20 protein-coding genes are annotated in these 20,103 nt (G+C 46.2%); 8 read left to right on the forward strand and 12 right to left on the reverse strand.

Features of this window, described 5'->3' with window-relative positions; all coding sequences use genetic code 11:
- Positions 1 to 70: 70 nt before the first annotated feature.
- Genes ACZ5ZC_RS03310 through ACZ5ZC_RS03320 form a run of 3 tightly spaced genes read left to right on the forward strand, consistent with a single transcriptional unit; the run spans position 71 to position 2,126 of the window.
- A complete protein-coding gene (locus ACZ5ZC_RS03310; protein WP_085344466.1) occupies positions 71 to 442 on the forward strand; it encodes a GntR family transcriptional regulator in 372 nt (123 codons plus the stop codon).
- Complete coding sequence (locus ACZ5ZC_RS03315) at positions 439 to 1,296, forward strand: ABC transporter ATP-binding protein (protein WP_053809324.1); 858 nt, start codon at positions 439 to 441, stop codon at positions 1,294 to 1,296. The genes ACZ5ZC_RS03310 and ACZ5ZC_RS03315 overlap by 4 nt, the downstream gene beginning before the upstream one ends.
- Positions 1,296 to 2,126 carry a hypothetical protein gene (locus tag ACZ5ZC_RS03320; protein WP_464931773.1) on the forward strand — a complete coding sequence of 277 codons (831 nt, stop codon included), beginning with the start codon at positions 1,296 to 1,298 and terminating at the stop codon, positions 2,124 to 2,126. Before ACZ5ZC_RS03315 ends, ACZ5ZC_RS03320 begins: the two co-directional genes overlap by 1 nt.
- Before the next feature lie 101 nt (positions 2,127 to 2,227).
- Here ACZ5ZC_RS03320 and gltS read toward each other — a convergent pair whose 3' ends face one another.
- Positions 2,228 to 3,463 (reverse strand): sodium/glutamate symporter, encoded by a 1,236-nt coding sequence (gene gltS / locus ACZ5ZC_RS03325; RefSeq protein WP_006740921.1) that lies wholly within the window; start codon positions 3,461 to 3,463, stop codon positions 2,228 to 2,230.
- An 867-nt stretch (positions 3,464 to 4,330) separates the two neighbouring features.
- Between gltS and ACZ5ZC_RS03330 the strand changes: the two genes are divergently transcribed.
- The 4 genes from ACZ5ZC_RS03330 to ACZ5ZC_RS03345 all read left to right on the forward strand — a co-directional run bounded on the left by ACZ5ZC_RS03330 (position 4,331) and on the right by ACZ5ZC_RS03345 (position 7,998).
- The gene (locus tag ACZ5ZC_RS03330) at positions 4,331 to 5,125 is read left to right on the forward strand and encodes a DUF4344 domain-containing metallopeptidase (RefSeq protein ID WP_114322670.1); all 795 of its coding nucleotides are present in this window, start codon (positions 4,331 to 4,333) and stop codon (positions 5,123 to 5,125) included.
- 27 nt (positions 5,126 to 5,152) lie between these two features.
- Positions 5,153 to 5,539, forward strand: a complete 387-nt coding sequence (locus ACZ5ZC_RS03335) for a thiol-disulfide oxidoreductase DCC family protein (RefSeq protein WP_005392063.1) — start codon at positions 5,153 to 5,155, stop codon at positions 5,537 to 5,539.
- A gap of 180 nt (positions 5,540 to 5,719) precedes the next feature.
- The gene (locus ACZ5ZC_RS03340; RefSeq protein ID WP_114322671.1) at positions 5,720 to 7,381 is read left to right on the forward strand and encodes a methyl-accepting chemotaxis protein; all 1,662 of its coding nucleotides are present in this window, start codon (positions 5,720 to 5,722) and stop codon (positions 7,379 to 7,381) included.
- 122 nt (positions 7,382 to 7,503) lie between these two features.
- Positions 7,504 to 7,998 (forward strand): peptidylprolyl isomerase, encoded by a 495-nt coding sequence (locus ACZ5ZC_RS03345; RefSeq protein WP_020195057.1) that lies wholly within the window; start codon positions 7,504 to 7,506, stop codon positions 7,996 to 7,998.
- A 119-nt stretch (positions 7,999 to 8,117) separates the two neighbouring features.
- Here the strand turns inward: ACZ5ZC_RS03345 and ACZ5ZC_RS03350 are convergent, their stop codons facing one another.
- From ACZ5ZC_RS03350 to ACZ5ZC_RS03385, 8 genes are all read right to left on the reverse strand, one after another.
- The gene (locus ACZ5ZC_RS03350) at positions 8,118 to 8,753 is read right to left on the reverse strand and encodes a DUF2268 domain-containing putative Zn-dependent protease (RefSeq protein WP_114322672.1); all 636 of its coding nucleotides are present in this window, start codon (positions 8,751 to 8,753) and stop codon (positions 8,118 to 8,120) included.
- Positions 8,754 to 8,821: 68 nt separating this feature from the next.
- Positions 8,822 to 9,613, reverse strand: a complete 792-nt coding sequence (locus tag ACZ5ZC_RS03355) for a LytR/AlgR family response regulator transcription factor (protein WP_065645241.1) — start codon at positions 9,611 to 9,613, stop codon at positions 8,822 to 8,824.
- Positions 9,614 to 9,628: 15 nt separating this feature from the next.
- Positions 9,629 to 10,651 carry a sensor histidine kinase gene (locus tag ACZ5ZC_RS03360; RefSeq protein WP_114322673.1) on the reverse strand — a complete coding sequence of 341 codons (1,023 nt, stop codon included), beginning with the start codon at positions 10,649 to 10,651 and terminating at the stop codon, positions 9,629 to 9,631.
- Positions 10,652 to 11,998 (reverse strand): hypothetical protein, encoded by a 1,347-nt coding sequence (locus tag ACZ5ZC_RS03365; RefSeq protein ID WP_464931774.1) that lies wholly within the window; start codon positions 11,996 to 11,998, stop codon positions 10,652 to 10,654.
- A gap of 45 nt (positions 11,999 to 12,043) precedes the next feature.
- Positions 12,044 to 12,829 (reverse strand): outer membrane lipoprotein-sorting protein, encoded by a 786-nt coding sequence (locus ACZ5ZC_RS03370; protein ID WP_085342431.1) that lies wholly within the window; start codon positions 12,827 to 12,829, stop codon positions 12,044 to 12,046.
- The gene (locus ACZ5ZC_RS03375; protein ID WP_029790514.1) at positions 12,822 to 14,090 is read right to left on the reverse strand and encodes an ABC transporter permease; all 1,269 of its coding nucleotides are present in this window, start codon (positions 14,088 to 14,090) and stop codon (positions 12,822 to 12,824) included. The genes ACZ5ZC_RS03370 and ACZ5ZC_RS03375 overlap by 8 nt, the downstream gene beginning before the upstream one ends.
- A complete protein-coding gene (locus ACZ5ZC_RS03380; RefSeq protein WP_054866749.1) occupies positions 14,078 to 14,776 on the reverse strand; it encodes an ABC transporter ATP-binding protein in 699 nt (232 codons plus the stop codon). The genes ACZ5ZC_RS03375 and ACZ5ZC_RS03380 overlap by 13 nt, the downstream gene beginning before the upstream one ends.
- Positions 14,777 to 14,785: 9 nt before the next feature.
- Positions 14,786 to 15,454: a hypothetical protein gene (locus tag ACZ5ZC_RS03385; RefSeq protein ID WP_114322676.1), complete on the reverse strand. Its 669-nt coding sequence runs from the start codon at positions 15,452 to 15,454 to the stop codon at positions 14,786 to 14,788.
- Positions 15,455 to 15,861: 407 nt separating this feature from the next.
- On the opposite strand from ACZ5ZC_RS03385, the gene rodA reads away from it, so the two are divergent.
- Complete coding sequence (gene rodA / locus ACZ5ZC_RS03390; protein ID WP_074190274.1) at positions 15,862 to 16,944, forward strand: rod shape-determining protein RodA; 1,083 nt, start codon at positions 15,862 to 15,864, stop codon at positions 16,942 to 16,944.
- A gap of 73 nt (positions 16,945 to 17,017) precedes the next feature.
- On the opposite strand, the gene ACZ5ZC_RS03395 is transcribed toward rodA, so the two are convergent.
- The 3 genes from ACZ5ZC_RS03395 to ACZ5ZC_RS03405 form a co-directional block, all read right to left on the reverse strand.
- Entirely contained in the window at positions 17,018 to 17,734 is a 717-nt protein-coding gene (locus ACZ5ZC_RS03395) for a YebC/PmpR family DNA-binding transcriptional regulator (protein ID WP_005392082.1), read from the reverse strand.
- Between the two features lie 135 nt (positions 17,735 to 17,869).
- Positions 17,870 to 18,079: a DUF3283 family protein gene (locus ACZ5ZC_RS03400; RefSeq protein WP_005374484.1), complete on the reverse strand. Its 210-nt coding sequence runs from the start codon at positions 18,077 to 18,079 to the stop codon at positions 17,870 to 17,872.
- Between the two features lie 100 nt (positions 18,080 to 18,179).
- Positions 18,180 to 20,075, reverse strand: a complete 1,896-nt coding sequence (locus ACZ5ZC_RS03405) for an ATP-binding protein (protein ID WP_114322677.1) — start codon at positions 20,073 to 20,075, stop codon at positions 18,180 to 18,182.
- Positions 20,076 to 20,103 lie beyond the last annotated feature (28 nt).

A 20,103-nucleotide genomic window follows, 5' to 3' on the forward strand; every position in this document is an offset into this window, starting at 1 on the left:
TATTACTTTCTCTCCGGCACACTAGGTGTCATACCTATATATAACACCATTTCAGCCAAGAGATTCACTCATGACCAATTGGCATGATCGCCAACCGATTTTTCGACAGTTGGCTGACCAGATCACTCAACAAATACTGCAAGGTATCTGGCAAGAAGGCGATGCTCTGCCCTCTGTTCGTAGCATCTCTGCGGATATGAAAATTAACCACCTCACCGTCATGAAAGGCTATCAATTGCTTGTTGATGAGGGGTTAGTGGAGAAAAAACGCGGTCAAGGTATGTTTGTCGCTTCAGGGGCAAAACTAAAATTGCTTGCAGACGAGAAGGCACGTTTTCTTCAACAACAAATTCCGCAGATAGCCGGCACAATACAGCGTCTGGATATGTCACTCGACGAATTCATTCAACAACTAAAACCACACTTGAAAGGTGACCAATGAGCGCATTAGTCAGTGTAAACAATGTCTCCAAGCAATATCAGCAACAAGGAGAAGCACTGCATGAAGTGAGTTTCGACCTACATGCAGGACAAGTACTTGGCTTACTCGGCCATAATGGCGCAGGTAAATCAACGCTTATTAATGCCCTACTCGGCGCACATGAATATCAAGGCACTGTTCGTATCAACGGATTTGAACCCATTATGCAACGCGACAAAATAATGCAGAGCTTGTCCTACATCTCGGATGTGAACGTTCTGCCAGATTGGATGACTGTCGCTCAACTGCTTAACTATACCGAAGGCGTGCATCCAGGGTTCAATCGCGCTCAAGCAGATACGCTGCTTCGTCAAACGGACATCAAACCTCGTGCGCGCATCAAATCTTTATCCAAAGGGATGAAGGTGCAATTGCACCTTGCGATTGTAATCGCGACTAACACCCAAATCCTCATATTGGATGAACCGACACTCGGGTTAGATCTCGTGTATCGTGATACGTTTTATCGTCACTTATTGGAATGGTTTCACGACGGCGAGCGCGTGTTGATCATCGCCAGTCATGAAGTATCAGAGATTGAGCACTTGCTGACAGATGTGCTGATTCTTAAGCATGGTCGCCCCGTTCTGCAAACCTCGATGGACAGTATCAGTGAAGACTATTTCATTCTTGAAGCCAACGACGAGCACCGCACACAAATTGAAGCGATGAACCCACTGTCGTCACAAAAAGGCCTCGGTTCAACGAAATGGTTACTCAAAGCCCAGTATGCCCAACAAGCAGAAACAATGGGGGCCATCCATGGGGTGAAGTTAGCGGATCTATTTTTAGCATTGCAGAAGGAGGCAGCGTAATGCGTTCAGTTGTCGCGATGTTGCAAAAAGAGTGGTTAGAAAACCCTCTTGTTTTACGTATTCCACTGTTTGTGTTGGCATGTGGACTTATCCTCTTTGTCAGTTTAATGAGTAACGACACTCTACAACACAATATGTTTTTTCAAATGAGCTTTGGTGGTGATGTCAGTGACATTCATAAAGAGCTTGGTGACGATGTAAACATGTTGATTACCGGCGGGGCGGGACTGCTGTCTATCTTGTTAGCCATTCAATACTTCCCGAGAACACTGCGCAAAGAGCGCGCAGAGGGCAGTATTATGTTTTGGCGCAGTATGCCGGTCAGCGACATAAAAACTCACTTAGTGAAGCTAGGGTTTGGCTTATTGGTGATTCCGCTTGTTTGCTCGGCGCTTGTGCTCGCAGCAGATTTGATGTTGTGGTTGCTGAACATCTCTACCGATCACCAATTGGCTTTATTGTACCGCCAAGCCTCGTTAGGTTACGTGCTGCTGCATTGGGGAGAGTTTTTAATCAGAATGTTGTTCGCCGGTATTCTACTGTTACCGCTGGCATTAACCGCAATGGCTATTTCTCAGAAAGTGAACTCACCACTGGTCATTTTGTTTATCGCCATTTATGCGCTGCGCTGGATGCCAATCGCACTATTTGGCTATTACGGCCTAGATCAGTTCTTCTCCGAAGTGCTTTACCTTCCACTGCACGCCATTGTTGCACCAAGCCCATTGAATGCAATTTCTCAGGCGGGCTGGTTAAACGTTGGCATTTACGCTTTCATCGGCGTTCTTGGTTGGACAGCTAGTCTCAAGTTCAGCCGAACCATTCAATAATCCGTCGTTCGATAAACGGCCAAAATCGAGCCATAAAAAAACGGTCACAACCTGTGTTGTGACCGTTTTTATTTCGACCTCAGGAGATCATGAACTTAAATTTAACCAAGGAATGAAATGTAACCTTGTAAAATGATTAAGTTAACGATGTCGATAAAGAAAGCCCCCACAATTGGCACCACCATAAATGCCTGCGGCGACGGGCCAAATCGGTTAACGATAGAGCCCATGTTCATCACGGCTGTTGGGGTTGCCCCCAAGCCAAAACCACAGTGACCACCCGCAATAACCGCAGCGTCGTAATTGCGTCCCATCACTTTGAACGTGACGTAGTAAGTGAAGATAGCTAAGACCACAGACTGCACAGCCAAAATGACCAAGAATGGAATCGCTAAGTCAAAGATATTCCATAACTTCAAGCTCATTAATGCCATCGCCAAGAACAATGACAAAGAAACGGTACCGAGCATATCGACGGTTTCTGCGTCTAACTTACGAAGCTTGGTCACCTCTAAGAAGTTCGTGATGATCACACCAATGAACAGCGCATATACAAAGTCTGGAATCATCAACCATGAGATTTCATACGTGCTAACCCATTGCTCAACATACTTCGCCCCCGTAACACAGATCAGTAGGAAGAAGAGTTTCTCCACCACTTTTTTCGCCGTTACTTTATCTTCTTCGTATTCGTTGTAGGTCACCAACTCAGGGAATTTTTCGTGAGTTTTGGCATCCCGACCACCACGACCATACTCCGATTCAATGCTGTTTTTTTCTACGAGGCGCTGTGCCACTGGGCTACCAATGATACCGCCGATGATCAAACCAAAAGTGGCTGATGCCATCGCAATTTCCAAAACGTTATCCAATCCATACACGTCTTGGAAGGTTTGTGACCACGCAGCACCTGTACCATGGCCACCAGACAGAGTAATCGAGCCAGCAATTAACCCCATCAAAGGATCTAAACCGAGCGCCGCCGCGAGTGAAACGCCAACGCCGTTTTGTATGATGATGTAAAACGATGCGACAGCTAAGAAGATAAAAACCTTCGCACCTCCTTTCATCAACTGAGTGTAATTTGCGGCCAAACCAACCGTCGCAAAAAACATTAACATAAACGTATTTTGTAACGGCAAATCGAACTCCAAGTCGATGCCGTTGAAATGAAGAGCAGTAATCATGCAGGCCACAATAAGGCCACCTACAATCGGCTCAGGTATGTTGAACTTCTTTAAAATCGGTAGCTTAGCATTAATAAAATGCCCCAGGAAAAGCACACTGATTGCGACCAAGAAGGACTCCAGTGCACCTACAGATATTAAATGATTCATATCGCCTCTTATTATTGTTCTCTTCATCCTCCGTAATGATCGAGTGTTAATTTAACCTTCATTCAATAGCAAATGTTCTCGCTTTACTGTTTCGAAAATACTCAAAAGTTGGTGTAGATGCGCCTTAGGCTAGTTTAAGGGGCGCTCCTTTAGCGATGTGTCAGTTTTCCGCTGTTAGCAAGCCCTTAAATGTGAAAGGAGCCGATATAGCTCCTTCAAATGCCCCCTCGCAATACCTGTGCGTGACTGCTTGGGGTATAGTGTTGTGAGTAAATTCTGGGTGACACTTTCTGAACCACATTGGGCTCCCTTACTTAAACAGAATGTGTCAATTACTATCAAACAAAGTTCCTTCCCGTTGTAACCTCTAAACGCCGAGATCGCGTTCAAAACAATTGGGTTTGCTTGTTCCTGTCGTAGTTTTTTTAACTCTGGCTCATGGTGAATAAACGAGCCGAATCCAAGGAAACTCTCAAGCTGCAACAAACGTTTTCGTCACAACGGAGCCGGATTATAACATATTGCTGATAATTTTCTTCAATTCAGTGACATTCACCAATCCCATGGTTTCGTTCCATAATTATTAACTGCTGAATAGCATTTTTACAGACAAAAGAGCGAAGCGAATTCAACTTAGCCTCACCAAAAAAATAAACCTTAAAAGCCAATCACTTATCTATGGTCTACTGAGTACAACGTGTTTTGATAGGCTTTCTGGAGAGCCCAGCAACCAAAATGTACGGTGTTGTCATGGTAGTCTTTCGAGGCTAACTACCCGATTCTGGGTGATAAAAACAATCCCAGTTATGAATCACACAAAAACATGTATAATTTTTATGTAAGTTATTCAAATAACAAGAGCCCTACATGAAAATTCATTTGCTTTTCCCTGTGCTATTACTCTGTGCCATCTCATCTGCCACTGCAGCGGAAAATATCCGTATTGAATATTCTCCCGTGGAAACAACCCATGAAAACATCGCCCTGCAATCTATCCAAAACAGCGATGTAAACCCAATTTTTCTTGAGCTATCTCAGATCCACTTTCCATTTCGCAAACCACTCACACTGATTTACGGCGGAGAAGATGGCCCAATGTACGATCCCGATACGCACACGATACACATTCCTTACACTTTTTATTTGGAATCACTCAATTACTTCTCCAATAACCAGTATGAAGAACGCCTTGGAAAATCCCCAAAAACAGGGGCGTTAGATACGTTATTACACACCTTGCTGCATGAAGCCGGGCATGCTTACATCGAAGATCAAAACATCCCTGTTCTCGGAAAAGAAGAAGATGCCGTCGATAATTTTGCCACGATCTTAATGATTGACTTCCTAGAAGATGGCGCAGAGATGGCCATTAGCGCCGCCGACATGTTCGCATTTGAGTCCGATGACAGACCGGACTACTACGACTTCGGTGAGTACATTGATGAGCACAGTTTTGATTTGCAACGCTACTTCTCTACCTTATGTTTGGTGTACGGCAGTGATCCGGAACAGTACAAGTCGCTTCTCGATGAAGTTGAAAAAGACTACCTACGAGATCGCAAAGACTTTTGCCAATATAACTACGAGAACATACGCGCGAATTGGAACCACTACCTGCAACATAATGAACCAAAAGAAAAATCGCCACGTAGAACTCAGTAAGACAAATCAAATAATAAGACGATCGCAATGACAAAACTCACCATATTTTATGACGGAACTTGCCCACTGTGCGCCAAAGAAATGCACGCACTTAAGCGACGAGATGTAAAACAAGCGATAAAAATCGTCGATATCTACAGCGATGAATTTTCTGATTACCCACAGATAGACGCGCAAAAAGCCAATACTATTTTGCATGCGCTGAATGACAACAATGAACTGATACTTGGTCTTGATGTGACTCACCGAGCATGGCAGTTGGTAGGACGAGGTTGGCTATATGCTCCACTACGTTGGCCATTACTCAAGCCAATTGCAGACTGGCTTTACCTGCGCTTTGCCAACAATAGGTATCGTGTCTCATACTGGCTTACTGGTAGCTCCCGCTGCAACTCGGGCCAATGCTCTCGCTAATTGTGATCCTGCTTAAAAATGTGAGTCTCTCTCGTCCACGATCACCAACTTCCTGTACTTCTCACCCGCCAACTCGGTTAATCTGCAATCAGTACAAAAATAATTATTAACACTTTTATTTGGTAAAGCTATTGAAGTTTACCAGTTTGTAACGCTGCGCCGAGACGTAAGGAAGTACCTATGAATCTAACGATAAGAAAGCGACTTTATATTCTTTCCATCATTCCCGTGTTAACGATTGCTTTGGGTATGATGTGGTTTACCTACCTCCAAACCAGTACCTACAACCAACAACAAATCAATCATACGCACACGACGATGATGGCGATGAAGAAAGCGGAACTGAAAAACTATGTGCAGATGGCTCATTCCGCACTCAAACCGTTATTGGATCGTAATGCCTCATTGCAAGAAGCTATTCCAGTGCTCAAAGAGCTAGAGTTCGGCCAATCAGGTTATATTTTTGCGTACGACTCAAAAGGCGTGCGTGTTGTTGTCGGAAAAAACAACAAAGGGGTTGGAGAAAACTTCTATAACCTTCAAGACAAAAAAGGCAACTACCTGATCCAAGACCTGTTGAAAAACGCCAAAACGGGTGACTTCACAACCTACTACTTCCCTAAGTTAGGGCAAACCGAAGCATTACCAAAACTCAGCTACTCCATCTTCATTCCCAAGTGGGATATTATGATTGGCACAGGTTTTTATACTGATGATATCGATGCGATCATTACAGATATGGAAAACACAGCAAACGATGAGCTAAACAATACCTTAGCCGCTATTGCTATGTTTTGTGTCTCTATTGCCGTTGTCGTGGCCATTTTTGCCGTACTCGTCAACCGTAGCATTATGCGCCCTATCGAACAGTTTGACAGCTCAATCCAATCTTTCGCGCAAGGTGACGCCGACTTAACCGCGCGGATGGAAGAATCTAGCGTGCCAGAATTTAAGCAGCTCGCGCATAACTTCAATATCTTCGTTGAGAGCTTGCAAGGAATTATTAAGAGCGTCAGCCATGTCGGACAAGAGGTAGTATCAGAAACGAACAACATGTCTCAACGCGCCTCACAAGTGGATGAATTGGCTTCTGGTCAACGTGAGGAAACGGAACAAGTCGCGACTGCAATGACAGAAATGACGGCCACCGCTCACGAGATCTCTGGCAATGCAAACCAAGCCGCCGATTCCGCTAAAAACGCCGATGACAACGCACAACAAGCGAAGCACATCGTGGACTCCGCCGCTAACTCCGTTGAAGCGCTAGCAAATGAGGTATCTGAAGCAAGCACTGTAATTTCACGTCTAGAGAGTGACGTGCAGAACATCTCATCCTCACTTGAAGTCATCCAAGATATTGCTGAACAAACCAACTTGCTTGCGCTAAATGCCGCCATTGAAGCGGCACGAGCGGGCGACCAAGGACGCGGATTCGCAGTTGTAGCGGATGAAGTGCGTAAGCTTGCAAGCCGCACTCAGGACAGCACAGGTGACATTCACAAGATGATCGATCAACTTAAAGCTGGATCGGATGCCGCAGTAAAAGCGATGGAATCTAGCCAAGCACGTGGCGAAGCGACAGTAGAAGAAGCACGTGCTGCATCGGTTGCGCTGCAAGATATTCAAGCAGCGATTGCGAATATCATGGACATGAACACGCTGATCGCTACCGCGACCGAAGAGCAAAGCCAAGTTGGACAAGAGATTTCACAGCGCATCGAAGTGATCTCTCAACAAAGCAGTCAGTCGGCAAGCCTTGCGAATCAAAACCGTGCAGGCAGTGGCAACCTTAACCACAAAGCCAACGAGCTGTACGACTTAGTCGGTCGCTTTACGGTCTAGAGCTTTCCTCAAGCACTCAACATGCAAACAGCGACGCCAAAACGTCGCTGTTTTTATTTCTGCTATCATAATGCGACTTAGCTATAATGCCGCCAACTTAGCACCCACAAGGGCAAAACCAGATGATTATTATGACCACCAATTTCGGTGACATCGAGATTGAACTGAACCTAGAACGAGCACCAGTTAGCTCAAAGAACTTCAAAAAATACTGTGAAGATGGCTTCTACAACGGCACCATTTTCCACCGCGTTATCGACGGCTTTATGATCCAAGGTGGCGGTCACACCGAAGACATGGCAGAAAAGCCAACGCGCGCTCCGATCGCAAACGAAGCAAACCGTGGTCTAAAGAACCTTGTTGGCACTATCGCAATGGCGCGTACCGATGCACCACACTCTGCAACAGCTCAGTTCTTCATTAACTTGGAAGACAATGATTTTCTAGACCACACTGCAACCACCAACCTAGGCTGGGGTTACGCGGTGTTTGGTAAAGTGACCGCGGGTATGGATGTCGTAAACCGTATCGCGAAAGTGAAAACGACCTCTAAACTTGGTCACGATGATGTGCCATGCGATCCAATCATTATTGAGAAGGTGACGATCAGCGAATAAGCACACTCGCCTCTTCGAAGAAGTCGTCACTATAAAACGATAAAAGCGCCTAACGTCTTATGACTTAGGCGCTTTTTGTTTTGAAGGCTCAGCTTATTAGTTTAAGTTTAGTAACGGAGTTATTGATAGAAAAGCTCGGCTTTTGCTCCAACCAAATCCAGCTCAGAGCCCTGAAAATCAGCCAGATATTCCGCGACAAGGTTGTACCCGACCCAATACCCCATGTACTTCGGCCAGCGGCTTTCATCACTGCCAAGAAAGTAAGCATCGAAGTTGTAATCTAAACTGGTCAGCTTGTCTTTCATCTCAGCATAGAAAGGACGCCAATCTTGATCTTTGATGTTCTCAAACAAGCTCGGAGTGACGCCACCATTCACCTTACGTTCGAAATGACAAGCTAACCCTTCCATAATCAGCACATCACCAAGTGCAACGCCATTCTCTCCTGCTCGCATACGGAAAAGGTGATGCAACTCATGCGCTAGCACCGCAGCTAGTTCTTTCTCAATCACGTTTTTAATATCTGCACGTTGAGTATCAAGCAAAATTTCTACACGATGGGCGCTTAAGCAATAGCCACCAATCCCCGTCTGCGGTACGTCATTGCGATCAAACGGGCTAATGGTCAGGTCAACGTTACTTAAATCAAAGTAACTAGAAAGCTGTGAGCTCAGGTCATCAAGTTTCTGATGTAAATACTCAGCGAGTGGAGACAACTCTCCCGTCGCATTTAAGAGGGTGACGCGATAACTCATTTATCTTCCTTGATAATGTAGGTTAAGAGCAGCGAGTTTACAGTGTAAAGAGTGAGCAGTTCTAGCGATTACATCCCTTTGAACAAACTTTGAGATGCACGGCTCACAGCGAGCTTGTTTTCCCCAATGTGAACAAACATTCTTCCAGCAAAGTCTTTGTTTACTTTGCTAATTTTGCACACTTGCACCACGCTTGAACGGTGCACTTGCCAGAACTGTTCTGGGTTAAGCTGCCCTATCAACTCTTTCAACGATGTGCGAATCAAATACTCCTGCACTTTACCTTGTCCTTGTTGGGCATACACAGAAACGTATTTTTCTTCCGCTTTGAAATACAGCACATCAGACGTGGCGATCAGATGAATATCTTCCCCTTGCGTTGCTTTGATCCACTGAAGATATTGCGGCGTTTGTGGCGCGGATAATTGTTGTAACTGTTCTAACAGGCTGTTCATCTGCACATTGCTGCTTTCTTGCTCTCGCTTAGCAAGGCGTGCTTTCACTCTTTCACACGTCGTCAGGAGGCGCTCATCCGAGATAGGCTTGAGCAAATAATCGGCGGCATTTTGCTCAAAAGCTTTGATGGCGTAATCATCGTACGCAGTGACAAACACAATCAAAGGTGGATTGGCGAGTTGATTGAGTTTTTGCGCTAGTGTCATGCCATCCAAAACTGGCATACGAATATCAAGAAACACAATGTCAGGTTGGTTGTGCTTAATAGCTTGCAACGCTTGTTCACCATCCGCGACTTTGGCTATTACCTCTAGCTCTGGCCACACTTCAGCTAGGCTTTTATCAAGATGACGCCTCAATAACGGTTCATCATCAGCAATAATGGCAGTAAACCCTGTATTCATTCCTTTCTTCCTTGCTTACGATTCCATTGGCCAGCTCAAGCGAACACAAACGCCACCCTGAGCAGACTCACTGATAACAACCTCTCCTTGCCCTGCGAACAAAGCTTCAACTCGCTGCTTGAGATTACTCAAACCCACGCCGGAGCCCATGTGCCCACTAACGTGATTTAAGCCAACACCTGTGTCTCTGACTTCAATCTGCAAGTTCTGTTGTTCGCGCTTGATGAGCAAACTGACTTCGCCGCCTTCTCGCTTTGGCTCAATACCGTGAACAATGGCATTCTCCACCAAAGGTTGCAACATCATCGGTGGCAGTTCTGTTGTTCCTAAACCGTCTTCTACTTCAATTTTGTAGCTTAGACGTCCATCCAGACGTATCTTCTGAATACTCAAGTAGGCTTCAATTAAGGCAATTTCATTCTCAATCGTGGTGTGCTCTTCACGTGAGCTTTTTAGCGTCGCACGTAATAGTGCGGTAAGTTGATCCAACATCTGCTTGGCCTTATCAACGTCCTGGGACATCAACACGCTGATATTTGCCAAGGTATTAAATAGGAAATGCGGTTCAATCTGGCTTTGCATCTGTTTAAGCTGACTTAGCAACAGCGCACGTTCCTGCTCTGCCTTTTCACGCTTGATACTCTCTAATTCACGCTGAGCAATCGCTTCTTTCTCTCGTGAGTGAAAATAAAAGTAACACATGCCGCTGAATAACAAGCCCATCAGCAACACTGGCAGCATGCCCGAAATGCCGAAGTATTCACCGAGCCAAAACTGCGCATTAATGACGCCAAACAACAAACAGGCGGTCAGTGACAAAGCAATTTCTAGTCTACGAGGGATGCTAGGAAACAACTTGTCGACTAACCAAGAGAAGAACAAGGCGGAGTAACCAAAACCAAAGCTCACCAATACATGTACATAGTAAGGACCACCCCAAACAGACAATGTCATTACCGAGATAAACAAACAGAATAAAGTCGTGACAACCACACTGCGTAGCCATCCACTTTCTACCATTAACTTAGCTGAATACATTTAGAATTTCCCTTTGATGTTAAATACAATCATATGCTTATCATTGATTTGTGCGTAAGTAGATTGGTCGTCTCCGGTTAAAAAGCGTGCGGCAACTTCCACTTCTACACTTTGATCGCCGGTATCAATCCATTGGTAGTTAAGCCAATGCGTGACAATCACACCGCCATCTTGCAGCGACAACATCACATCCAACGTGGGTGTTATATCGCTTAACCAGCCCATATCCGCTTTACCGTTCCATGCAGCCCATGCTTCTACATCCCAACTCCAGTGCAGCATTACGTTATGCTGAACGATATTGGCATGCTGAAACCCTTGGGCGTAGCTTGTCGCAAGTAGAGCGCTGCTAGCCAACAGAGAGTTGTTAGGATCAGGGATCTGAGAAAGTAATTCGCCACGCTCTATTGCTTGTTGCCATTCGCTTTTCGACCATGCTCGGCTGTCGTACCAATATTCAGCAATCACGTTGTGTCCGGCTTGGTTTGCCCAGTTCACCCCAACTAAAGCTTGGAATGCGCTTCCCTGTTCCTCAACTGAAACGGGTTGGTAGAGATCACCCTGCTGAAACTGATAGCCGACACTTTGCTTTTGCCACATTATTGATCCGTGCATAGCGATGGATTCATCCCACACGGCAACGACACTGGCGCCAAGCAAACCTCGGCGTACATCATCGTAATAACCAATAAGTTGATACTCGGTGTCACCCACCAGCGCGTATCGACGAATACCAACACCTTGCTGCTCTGAGGCTTGATCAAGTGCACTTTGGTCTTGTTGCCCCCAGCTTGAATCCGTCGCAATCACCGTCCACTCGCCTGCCATATCATAGTGTGAAAGTGAAAACACACCCGCACCCTCTTCTGCGACTAAGCCAACAGGGTTTTGTCGATACGGCTTAAACAGATCCAATGGTCGGTAGCCATAACCCACGCCCCAATCCACGCGCAACTTACCTAAGCTCACATCAAGTGTGGTATCACCGACTTGCCACTCCCCTAGCCAAGCAAGCTCTCGAATCAGCAATTGGTTATCAGCTTCACTCCACCACTCACTCTCTCCCCATTGGCTGAGGTACAAACCTTGGCTGTACAGAGCAAACAAGCCACTGAAGTTCTGATAATTCACCTGCACATCCAACAGTGCATTCAGTGAATCACGAGAACTGCCCTGCGCTTGTATAAATGCGCTATCACGCTGCTTGGCAGTTTCGTAACTGACAGCCCAATCCCACTCAAAACTCAGCTCATCATTGGCAAAAGCTGGGGCTGCCGCGCCCACACACAATGACGCAGCAATCAACAGACTGGTGCTTTTGTTAAGGTTAGGCTGGTGCGGTTTCATGTGACTTCCTTGCTCGTTTTCATGGTTCTATTTACGAAGCTCAGACTAAAGCTGAGTCGTATTGGCTTTCGGCAAATAACTTGGGTTGTAGAACTTGTTATCCAGCTGCCAAGGCACGATTTCTTGGTACTCGATAACGGTCTTTTTGCTCGGCTGAATGCTATCAAGCAAGGTCATCTCACTGACGTAGTCTTCACCGTTGTCAGTTGCACGCCCATATTGCGCTTGCTTGGCGAGTTTGCCAGAGCGCAAGTAGAGATCGGCTTTGATTGGAAACGCATCTTGCTCAGACAACCACAAGTCGATCTTCTGATAGCTCGCCCCTTTGGTTTTCGCGGTTAAAGCAAGGTGATAAGCCGCGACACTTTCCCCGTTTACCGAAACGGTTTCTGTCGCTTTCCATTCACCTTGATAATCTTGGCTCCACGTCAGGGTTGAGATGTCGCCGATAGACGCTTCACCAAGCAGCTTTTGCATCGGCGTAATGCGAATCGGACGGCGGCTCTTTGGCATTTGCAGCCAGTAGTTGTCGCCCATCATCAGCATCTTTTGCCCAGCTTCGACTGCCGATTTGAACACCACCAACGATTCACGATTTGGACGCGTGTACACGTGGTAAAGGCGGGTTTTATCTAATTCTTGGTCTTGATATAAGCGCACCAATGACACCACTTTGGAAGAATCATCTTGCAAGCGGTAGCTGTCGGCTTTTTCAATCAATTGCGCGACTTGCTGTGCATCTAACGCTGTTTCATTCGCACTGGCATTCATGCTTGCCATGCCGCTTACCGTCAGCAGTGCAATTGGTAATAGTGATTTGAAATTAAACATAAATCAGTGCCTCCGTAATTGGCTTGTTCACCCCTTTGCGCGCCGAGAAAAACGCCGCAACCAAACAAATCATCAATACTGCGAATCCTGCGACAGCCACCAACTCCCAAGAGAAGTAAATCGTCAATGGGTAACCTTCCGTGCGTCCTGGCGGTGGCGGCATTTGCACATCCACGACCATCAGTAAGACGGTAACTAACGCAGTGAACAAAGCGCCGATTAAGCTGCCAATCACCGCAAGCAACCCTGCTTCGCGCAAGAACCCAGCAATGATTTCGCGAGGGTAGCTACCAAGTGCTGACAAGGTGCCGATTTCACGTGTACGCTCGGTGACCGACATGGTCATGGTGTTGAACAGCGCGACAAAGACCACCAACGCCATTACTGCACCCATGATGCCGAAGATACGGTCGTACAAATCTTTCACTTTGAGATAGAAGAACGCACGCTCTTGCCAAGGCGTAATCTCAATATCTTGGTCACCAAAGTTCTGCTTTTGCTTACTCAGAACCGAAGCCACTTGTTGCTCGACTTGGCTCGTTAAACTGGTATCGAACAGGAAGACCGATAACGCGCTGACTTTGTCTGAGCCCAACAACGATTGCGCACTATTGATGTGCACGTAAAGCTGGCGTTTATCAAGCTCAGGTACGCCAGTTGAGTAAATGCCACGGACTTTGAAGTCATATGCGTTCAAAGCACCGTCGGTTGTGGTCGCCAGCAAGGTGATCCAATCGCCAACGTGCACGCTTAGGTTGTTTGCCAAATCAACGCCGAGCATCACTTCTGGCTCTGCTGGGTCATAACGCGATGCATGAATGTTGGAAAGTGTTTGCCCTTCGCGCACGTCCAAAAACGGTCCTTTCATATCGAATTCGCGTTCGTTCACGCCAATGCCGATAAAGATCGAAGACTTGTTGCCGTTGGAAATCAAACCGCTGAATTCAACTCGTGGTTGAACGCCTCGCACTTCATTCAACCCAATCAATTGCTTGGTGATATCGTCGGCATGAGTTAACCCGTTACTCAGCGGCATCTCTTCTTCTTTAGCGAAGTAACCCGGCGTGGTTAACGTCAGATGCCCCGTGTCACGTGCTGTCGACTCTTTCAAACTGTCGTAGGTGTATAGACCAAAACCACCCGCACTGGTTAAGGCAAACACGGCAATGGCGATGATCAGCATCGACAACAAACTGCGACGGCGATTGCGTTGCAGGTTCAACCAAGCAAGGCGAACGGAAACTGGAATTAGCTTGCCCATGAAACCTCCTCCACACTCTCGTGTATTTGGGTAATCTTGCCATCCACCAACTCAATGGTTCGATCGCAGCGGGATGCCATGCGAGGGTCGTGAGTGGCGACGATAAAAGTAGTACCAAGCTCGTGTCCGAGCCCTTTCATGATATCGATGACCTTGTTGGCAGTTTGGCTATCAAGGCTGGCGGTTGGCTCATCGGCAATCACCAACGCCGGTTTGTGTACTAAGGCGCGAGCAATTGCCACGCGTTGCTGCTGACCGCCAGACAGGTTATCGGGCATGTGATGAATAAACTCGCCCAAGCCAACGTGTTCTAGCATTTGTGTGGCAAGCTCGGTTTGTTCTGCTTTTGAAAAGCCGTTGAGGTGCAGCGGATAAGCCACGTTCTCTAACGCTGTCATCACAGGTACAAGATTGAATTTTTGGAACACAAAACCAAGCTTTTCGCGGCGCATTTTCGCAGCTTGCATTTGTCCGGTTGGGTATGGGCTGCCTGCAAATGTCACCTGACCTTGGTATTGAGTATCCAGCATGCCAAGCACGTTAAGTAAGGTGCTTTTGCCTGAGCCAGACGGTCCGCATAATGCCACCATTTCGCCCGCAAATACTTCACCAGACACGTCTCGCAATGCATGCACGGTTTGGCTGCCAAGGGCGTAATCGCGACTAAGTTGATTAAAAACGATCATGACGCCTCCCTAATATTTCGCTAGCAGCGCTTTCGCGGTTTGCGTTTCTAAATTGCTATCACCCAACTGCTCCATTTGCGCTAACCATGTTTTGGCTTGTTGAACGTCTTCAGCGCGCAGTGCCGCTTCAATGGCGTAGCGATAAATCCAAGACGTTGCCGCAAAAGGTTGCTGACTAAAACTCGGTTCATCGAGCAGAGAAAGGTACAGCTCGTAGCCGCGCTCAAAGTGATTGAACATGTCTGGCAGAGAGGTAAAGGTAGTGGCTGCCATGGCGGTGGCTAGTTGGTATTCCGGCAAGCCTTGTAAACGTTGTTGTTCTTGCAGTGGTACTGGCTGATTCGCCATTAAATCCAAACCCTTTTGGATTGTGGCAAGACCGCGCTCGGTGAACTTCATCTTGTTCCAAGGCATAAACGCCTCACGACCTTGCAACGTCTCAGCACTGCCTAAATACACCAAGGTCACCGGCGTTGCGCCCTGCTCTTCGAGTTGTTTGGATAGTTCGCCGTAAACGGTATCAACCAAACCAGAATCACCCTGCGCTGCTTGGTTGAACTGACTGAGTGTGCGCTCGCTTGGGTTAGCTAGAGCCAGATTGCTGCTGAGTGCAAATGCGGCGATAAACGTACTTGCCAGTTTAAGAGCTTTGACTGAGCGAGATTGAGAAACCATCATGTACTGTCCTTAGTTGAACGTGATTTGATGGTTTCAGATTAATGGAGAAGATCGCACACTGCTTTTGCATGCGACCAATGGCAGTTATTTAGAATGAACGGTTGTTTGCTGCGATGAATGACATTCCCTTCTTAAAGAGAGCATATATCCCTGCTTGTTTGTAAGCGTCCATCTTTCACCACAATAGGAATAAAAATACTGGCTTAAAACCTGCGTCTAGTGTATTTATCCATTCCACAGCTTTCCAAGCAGCTTACCCATAACAGACGACATCGACGCTCCTCTCATACACACCTTTGCATGGTGTCTGTTATTTCCAAATAGGATTCTTAGCATCGGAATAGTTCGAACTCTCGAGTTCTGGTTGTTTTCGCGCTCGAACTGGGTGCGTTATTAGGTCGTAGAAAATGAATAAGCGTTTTTTCCCCAGGGTCGATTTGCCACTGCTGATGGCGATCATTCCGATCATGCTATTGAGTACACTAACACTTTGGAGTGCCAGTGGCTTTAATGAGGCCATGCTCTTCAAGCATTTAGCACGCTGCGGACTGACCTTGGTTTGTATATTGGTCATGTCATCGATTCCCGCCGCTAGCTATCAACGCTCAGCTCCATATCTCTACATTATTGCGGTTGCGCTGCTACTTGCTGTCGCTTTGTTTGGCGATAGCACTAATGGTTCTCAACGTTGGCTCGATATTGGCTTTTTTCGCTTTCAACCCTCGGAGCTAATCAAACTCTCGATTCCAATCATGATCGCGTGGATGCTACATATTGAAGGTGGCAGACCAGATAGTAGGAAAATCGCATTCTGCTTACTCATCACAATGATTCCTGCTGGGTTAATCGCGCTACAACCGGATTTAGACGGTGCAGTTTTTACCGTCATTTACGCCTTATTCGTTTTATTTTTAGCTGGCATGAGCTGGAAAATAATCGGTGGCTTTGTCGCGAGTATATTAACGTTGGCGCCAATTTTGTGGTTCTTCGTCATGGAGACGTATCAAAAAAGCCGCGTTACTCAGTTCTTGCACCCGGAGTCGGATCCGTTAGGTTCGGGCTACCAAATCATCCAATCTTTAATTGCGATAGGCTCCGGCGGAATGAAAGGCAAAGGTTGGATGAATGCTACGCAAGGAACACTTGGCTTTATTCCAGAAAGTCATACGGACTTTATTTTTTCGACTTATGCCGAGGAGTGGGGTTTTGTTGGTAGTTTAGTCTTGCTCACACTGTACTTGTTTATTACCGCGCGCGTCATGTTGCTTGCATGTCAGTCTGACCACTTTTTTAGTCGGCTTGTGAGTGGTGCATTAGCGATGAGCTTTTTCCTGTATGCTTTTATCAATACAGGCATGGTGAGCGGCTTGTTGCCAGTAATGGGAAGCCCTTTGCCGTTCTTTAGTTACGGCGGCACGGCCATGCTGACGCAAGGCATCTGCTTTGGTGTGATCATGTCACTGTGTTATTCCAAATATCGCAACGTATAATGCTGCTAGCAAAGAGTGCGATCAAAAAAGGCTTCCCTCGGGAAGCCTTTTTACAACGGTGGAAGCTAAAAAATTATAGCTCTGCGTTGTGGTAAACCTGCTGAACGTCGTCACAGTCATCTAGAAGATCTAGGAATTTCTGGAACTTCTCAGCATCTTCACCCGCTACTGGAGTGTGAGTTTGAGGAACGAAAGTGATTTCTTCCACATCGATCGTTAGATCTGGGAACGCACCATTTAGTGCTGTCTTCGTCTTGAAGAACTCTGTATGAGGAGCGAATACAGTGATCACACCGTCTTCTAGCTCAACGTCAGTTACGTCTACATCTTCCATCATTAGCGTTTCTAGGATGATTTCATCATCGTCGCCTTTGAACTGGAATACCGCTTGGTGATCGAACATGTGAGAAACTGAGCCCTCAACACCAATTTTCGCACCCACTTTAACAAAGCATTGGCGTACATCTTGGAAAGTACGGTTGCCGTTATCGGTCAGACAATCAACGATAACACTAGTACCGCCAGGGCCGAAGCCTTCGTAGCGCGCTGGTTGGTAATCTTCACCACCGCCGCCACTCGCTTTGTCTAGTGCTTTGTCGATAACGTGCGCTGGTACCTGATCTTTTTTCGCTTTCGCGATCAGGTGGCGAAGAGACAAGTTCATGTCTGGGTCACTACCGCCGTTTTTCGCGCACATGTAAATTTCTTTACCGTATTTGGAATAAACTTTAATTTTCGCGCCTGCAGTTTTCGCCATAGAGGCTTTGCGCACTTCAAAACTTCTTCCCATCGGGATGTCTCTCTAAATTCAAATTTAATGCGAAGGATTTTAGCAAAAAGCGAAACCTTTTCAATTTCGCTTAGCAAAGGAATGGGGAGGTTACCTCATTCGCCACATAGTTTTATACCGTTGTCACGATTCGCGTTAAGCGACACCCATTACTCGTTTGTACTTTTCGACCGATTGCTGAAAAAACGCTTTTTCATCAGCATCGTTAATCTTGGACAACTGTTCTTCTATTGCTTCAGGACCAGATTTGGCCTCTCTGAGCTTCCAAACCAAAAACGACGCTTGTTTATCCAGTTCGATTTTGTTTTTTTCATCAGGCGGCAATAGGGATAGATTGAACGACATTTACAGCCTCAAGGTACTTTAAATACTAGCCGCGCACTATAGCATACAGAGTTACAATTGCAGAATAGAAACGCACTTAACTTGATCAATTTCAAGTTAACTATTTGGGACCCGCACTGATTTTCAGCGCTTTTGGTAAAAACTGCTCGAATATTTGATGCAACCGATCTTTGGTCACAGGTTTGGCGACAAACTCATTCATACCGACGTCAAAGCAATGTTGTTGATCTTCTTTAATAACATTGGCACTCAACGCAATAATGGGAACGTGTTTCCCCCACTCTCCCATTTGTCGAATACGCTCAGTAGTAATGAAGCCATCCATCACTGGCATTTGGCAATCCATAAACACCAAGTCAAAAGCTTGCTTCTCACATAGCTGAAGCGCTTCTTCACCATGATTTGCGACGCTCACTCGAACGCCGAGCTTTTCCAACATAATACGCACGACTTTCTGGTTTACGATGGTATCTTCAACAATCAATACCCAAGGTTGATTGTCATGCTGGAGGCTGGTTTCATTATCTTCAACTTTTGGAAACGTCAAAACATTAGGTCGTTCCGTGTAGGTAGACCGTGCTTTTACTACAACTGGAATCGAAAACTCAAAACAACTACCGAGCCCCAACTCACTTGTCAGTTGGATTTCTCCTCCCATTAAGTTCACCAACTGAGCACCAATCGCCAAACCAAGGCCGGTACCACCGTACTTTCTGGTTGTACTGCCATCGGCTTGTTGGAAACGTTCGAAAATCGCTTGTTGGTTCTCTTTCGCAATACCAATGCCAGAATCAACGACGCGAAATCGAATCATGGCGACATCATGCTCTTGACGTGTTAACTCAACAAGAAGCTTCACATGACCACGATCAGTAAATTTGATCGCGTTGCTCAACAAATTGTTCAATACCTGTTTTAAGCGTGCAGCATCACCTTGCACTTCCGCTGGCAAGTGAGGATCAATATCGCTAAGCAATTGCAGATTCTTCTGCTTGGCTTTGACGGCGTGTAAGCTGATCACATCATCCAAAATACGGCGCAGATCATAGCTCGCATTTTCTAATTCGACTTTACCTGCTTCGACTTTAGAAAAGTCGAGAATATCGTCGATGATCGTCATTAAAGAGTGAGAAGAACTATCGATGATCTCTACAAACTCTTTTTGCTGAGGATCGAGTTTGGTGTCACCCAGTAATGAAGCGACACCAATAATGCCATTCATCGGTGTTCGAATTTCATGGCTCATGGTGGCAAGAAATTCACTTTTTTTGCGGTTAGCGACTTCCGCTCTATCTCTTTCTTCTTCGAGTTCAGTCTGATGCTCACGGACTTTCTCAACGCTTCGGTTGTATTTCTCCGCCAACACGCTCACTTCATCAAAACACCAACGCTTTGGGAGCGTAACTTTGCTTGGGACCTTCCCGCCACTAAAATCGCTCACGGCGCCGGAAAGCAGTTGGAGAGGATTGACCAAAAGGCGGAAGGCGACCCAAAGCACGCCAATTATGAGCAATAGGATCTTGATCGCTTCTGTCGTGAGCAAGAAAAAAAATTGTTGCCAAAGATCTTCATAAATCGAGCTCAGATCCGCCTGAACAGTCAATGTCGCCAGCTCATAGGTTTTATCACCAACACGATATTGCATCGGCCAACTTCTTTCTACGACATCCTCAGAAAGTGCGGTGCCCAGTTCGACGATAACTTCGTCTTCATTAGCGATACGTAAATAATCCACAGAGGGCATGCGCATTGCGCCCTCTGCTTGAGTGAGTAACAGCTCCCTATCCTCCACCCATAAGCTGGCAGAAAAGCTCGATAAGTAACTGGATTCGACCTGCTTTAGCTCGACGTGCAAATGGGCTAAATCTTCGTTAAAAACTCGATATAAACTCACAGCGGAAATGATGACAGTAAAGATTAAACTCAACGTTAGCACCGCCAACATAAGTTGGTTGCCGATACTAAATCGACGTTGAGATCGCTCTTTTTCATCCATATGAAATCGCTCCGATAAACTTGCGCTA

It is taken from the genome of Vibrio sp. JCM 18905 (assembly GCF_055393305.1).

Coding starts and splice junctions, on each gene's coding strand:
- ACZ5ZC_RS03345 (WP_020195057.1), top strand. CDS start 7,504: ATGATTATTATGACCACCAATTTCGGTGACATCGAGATTGAACTGAAC.
- ACZ5ZC_RS03340 (WP_114322671.1), top strand. CDS start 5,720: ATGAATCTAACGATAAGAAAGCGACTTTATATTCTTTCCATCATTCCC.
- ACZ5ZC_RS03310 (WP_085344466.1), top strand. CDS start 71: ATGACCAATTGGCATGATCGCCAACCGATTTTTCGACAGTTGGCTGAC.
- ACZ5ZC_RS03350 (WP_114322672.1), bottom strand. CDS start 8,753: ATGAGTTATCGCGTCACCCTCTTAAATGCGACGGGAGAGTTGTCTCCA.
- ACZ5ZC_RS03405 (WP_114322677.1), bottom strand. CDS start 20,075: ATGGATGAAAAAGAGCGATCTCAACGTCGATTTAGTATCGGCAACCAA.
- ACZ5ZC_RS03385 (WP_114322676.1), bottom strand. CDS start 15,454: ATGATGGTTTCTCAATCTCGCTCAGTCAAAGCTCTTAAACTGGCAAGT.
- ACZ5ZC_RS03315 (WP_053809324.1), top strand. CDS start 439: ATGAGCGCATTAGTCAGTGTAAACAATGTCTCCAAGCAATATCAGCAA.
- gltS (WP_006740921.1), bottom strand. CDS start 3,463: ATGAATCATTTAATATCTGTAGGTGCACTGGAGTCCTTCTTGGTCGCA.
- ACZ5ZC_RS03380 (WP_054866749.1), bottom strand. CDS start 14,776: ATGATCGTTTTTAATCAACTTAGTCGCGATTACGCCCTTGGCAGCCAA.
- ACZ5ZC_RS03375 (WP_029790514.1), bottom strand. CDS start 14,090: ATGGGCAAGCTAATTCCAGTTTCCGTTCGCCTTGCTTGGTTGAACCTG.
- ACZ5ZC_RS03330 (WP_114322670.1), top strand. CDS start 4,331: ATGAAAATTCATTTGCTTTTCCCTGTGCTATTACTCTGTGCCATCTCA.
- ACZ5ZC_RS03335 (WP_005392063.1), top strand. CDS start 5,153: ATGACAAAACTCACCATATTTTATGACGGAACTTGCCCACTGTGCGCC.
- ACZ5ZC_RS03370 (WP_085342431.1), bottom strand. CDS start 12,829: ATGTTTAATTTCAAATCACTATTACCAATTGCACTGCTGACGGTAAGC.
- ACZ5ZC_RS03360 (WP_114322673.1), bottom strand. CDS start 10,651: ATGTATTCAGCTAAGTTAATGGTAGAAAGTGGATGGCTACGCAGTGTG.
- ACZ5ZC_RS03365 (WP_464931774.1), bottom strand. CDS start 11,998: ATGAAACCGCACCAGCCTAACCTTAACAAAAGCACCAGTCTGTTGATT.
- ACZ5ZC_RS03320 (WP_464931773.1), top strand. CDS start 1,296: ATGCGTTCAGTTGTCGCGATGTTGCAAAAAGAGTGGTTAGAAAACCCT.
- rodA (WP_074190274.1), top strand. CDS start 15,862: ATGAATAAGCGTTTTTTCCCCAGGGTCGATTTGCCACTGCTGATGGCG.
- ACZ5ZC_RS03400 (WP_005374484.1), bottom strand. CDS start 18,079: ATGTCGTTCAATCTATCCCTATTGCCGCCTGATGAAAAAAACAAAATC.
- ACZ5ZC_RS03395 (WP_005392082.1), bottom strand. CDS start 17,734: ATGGGAAGAAGTTTTGAAGTGCGCAAAGCCTCTATGGCGAAAACTGCA.
- ACZ5ZC_RS03355 (WP_065645241.1), bottom strand. CDS start 9,613: ATGAATACAGGGTTTACTGCCATTATTGCTGATGATGAACCGTTATTG.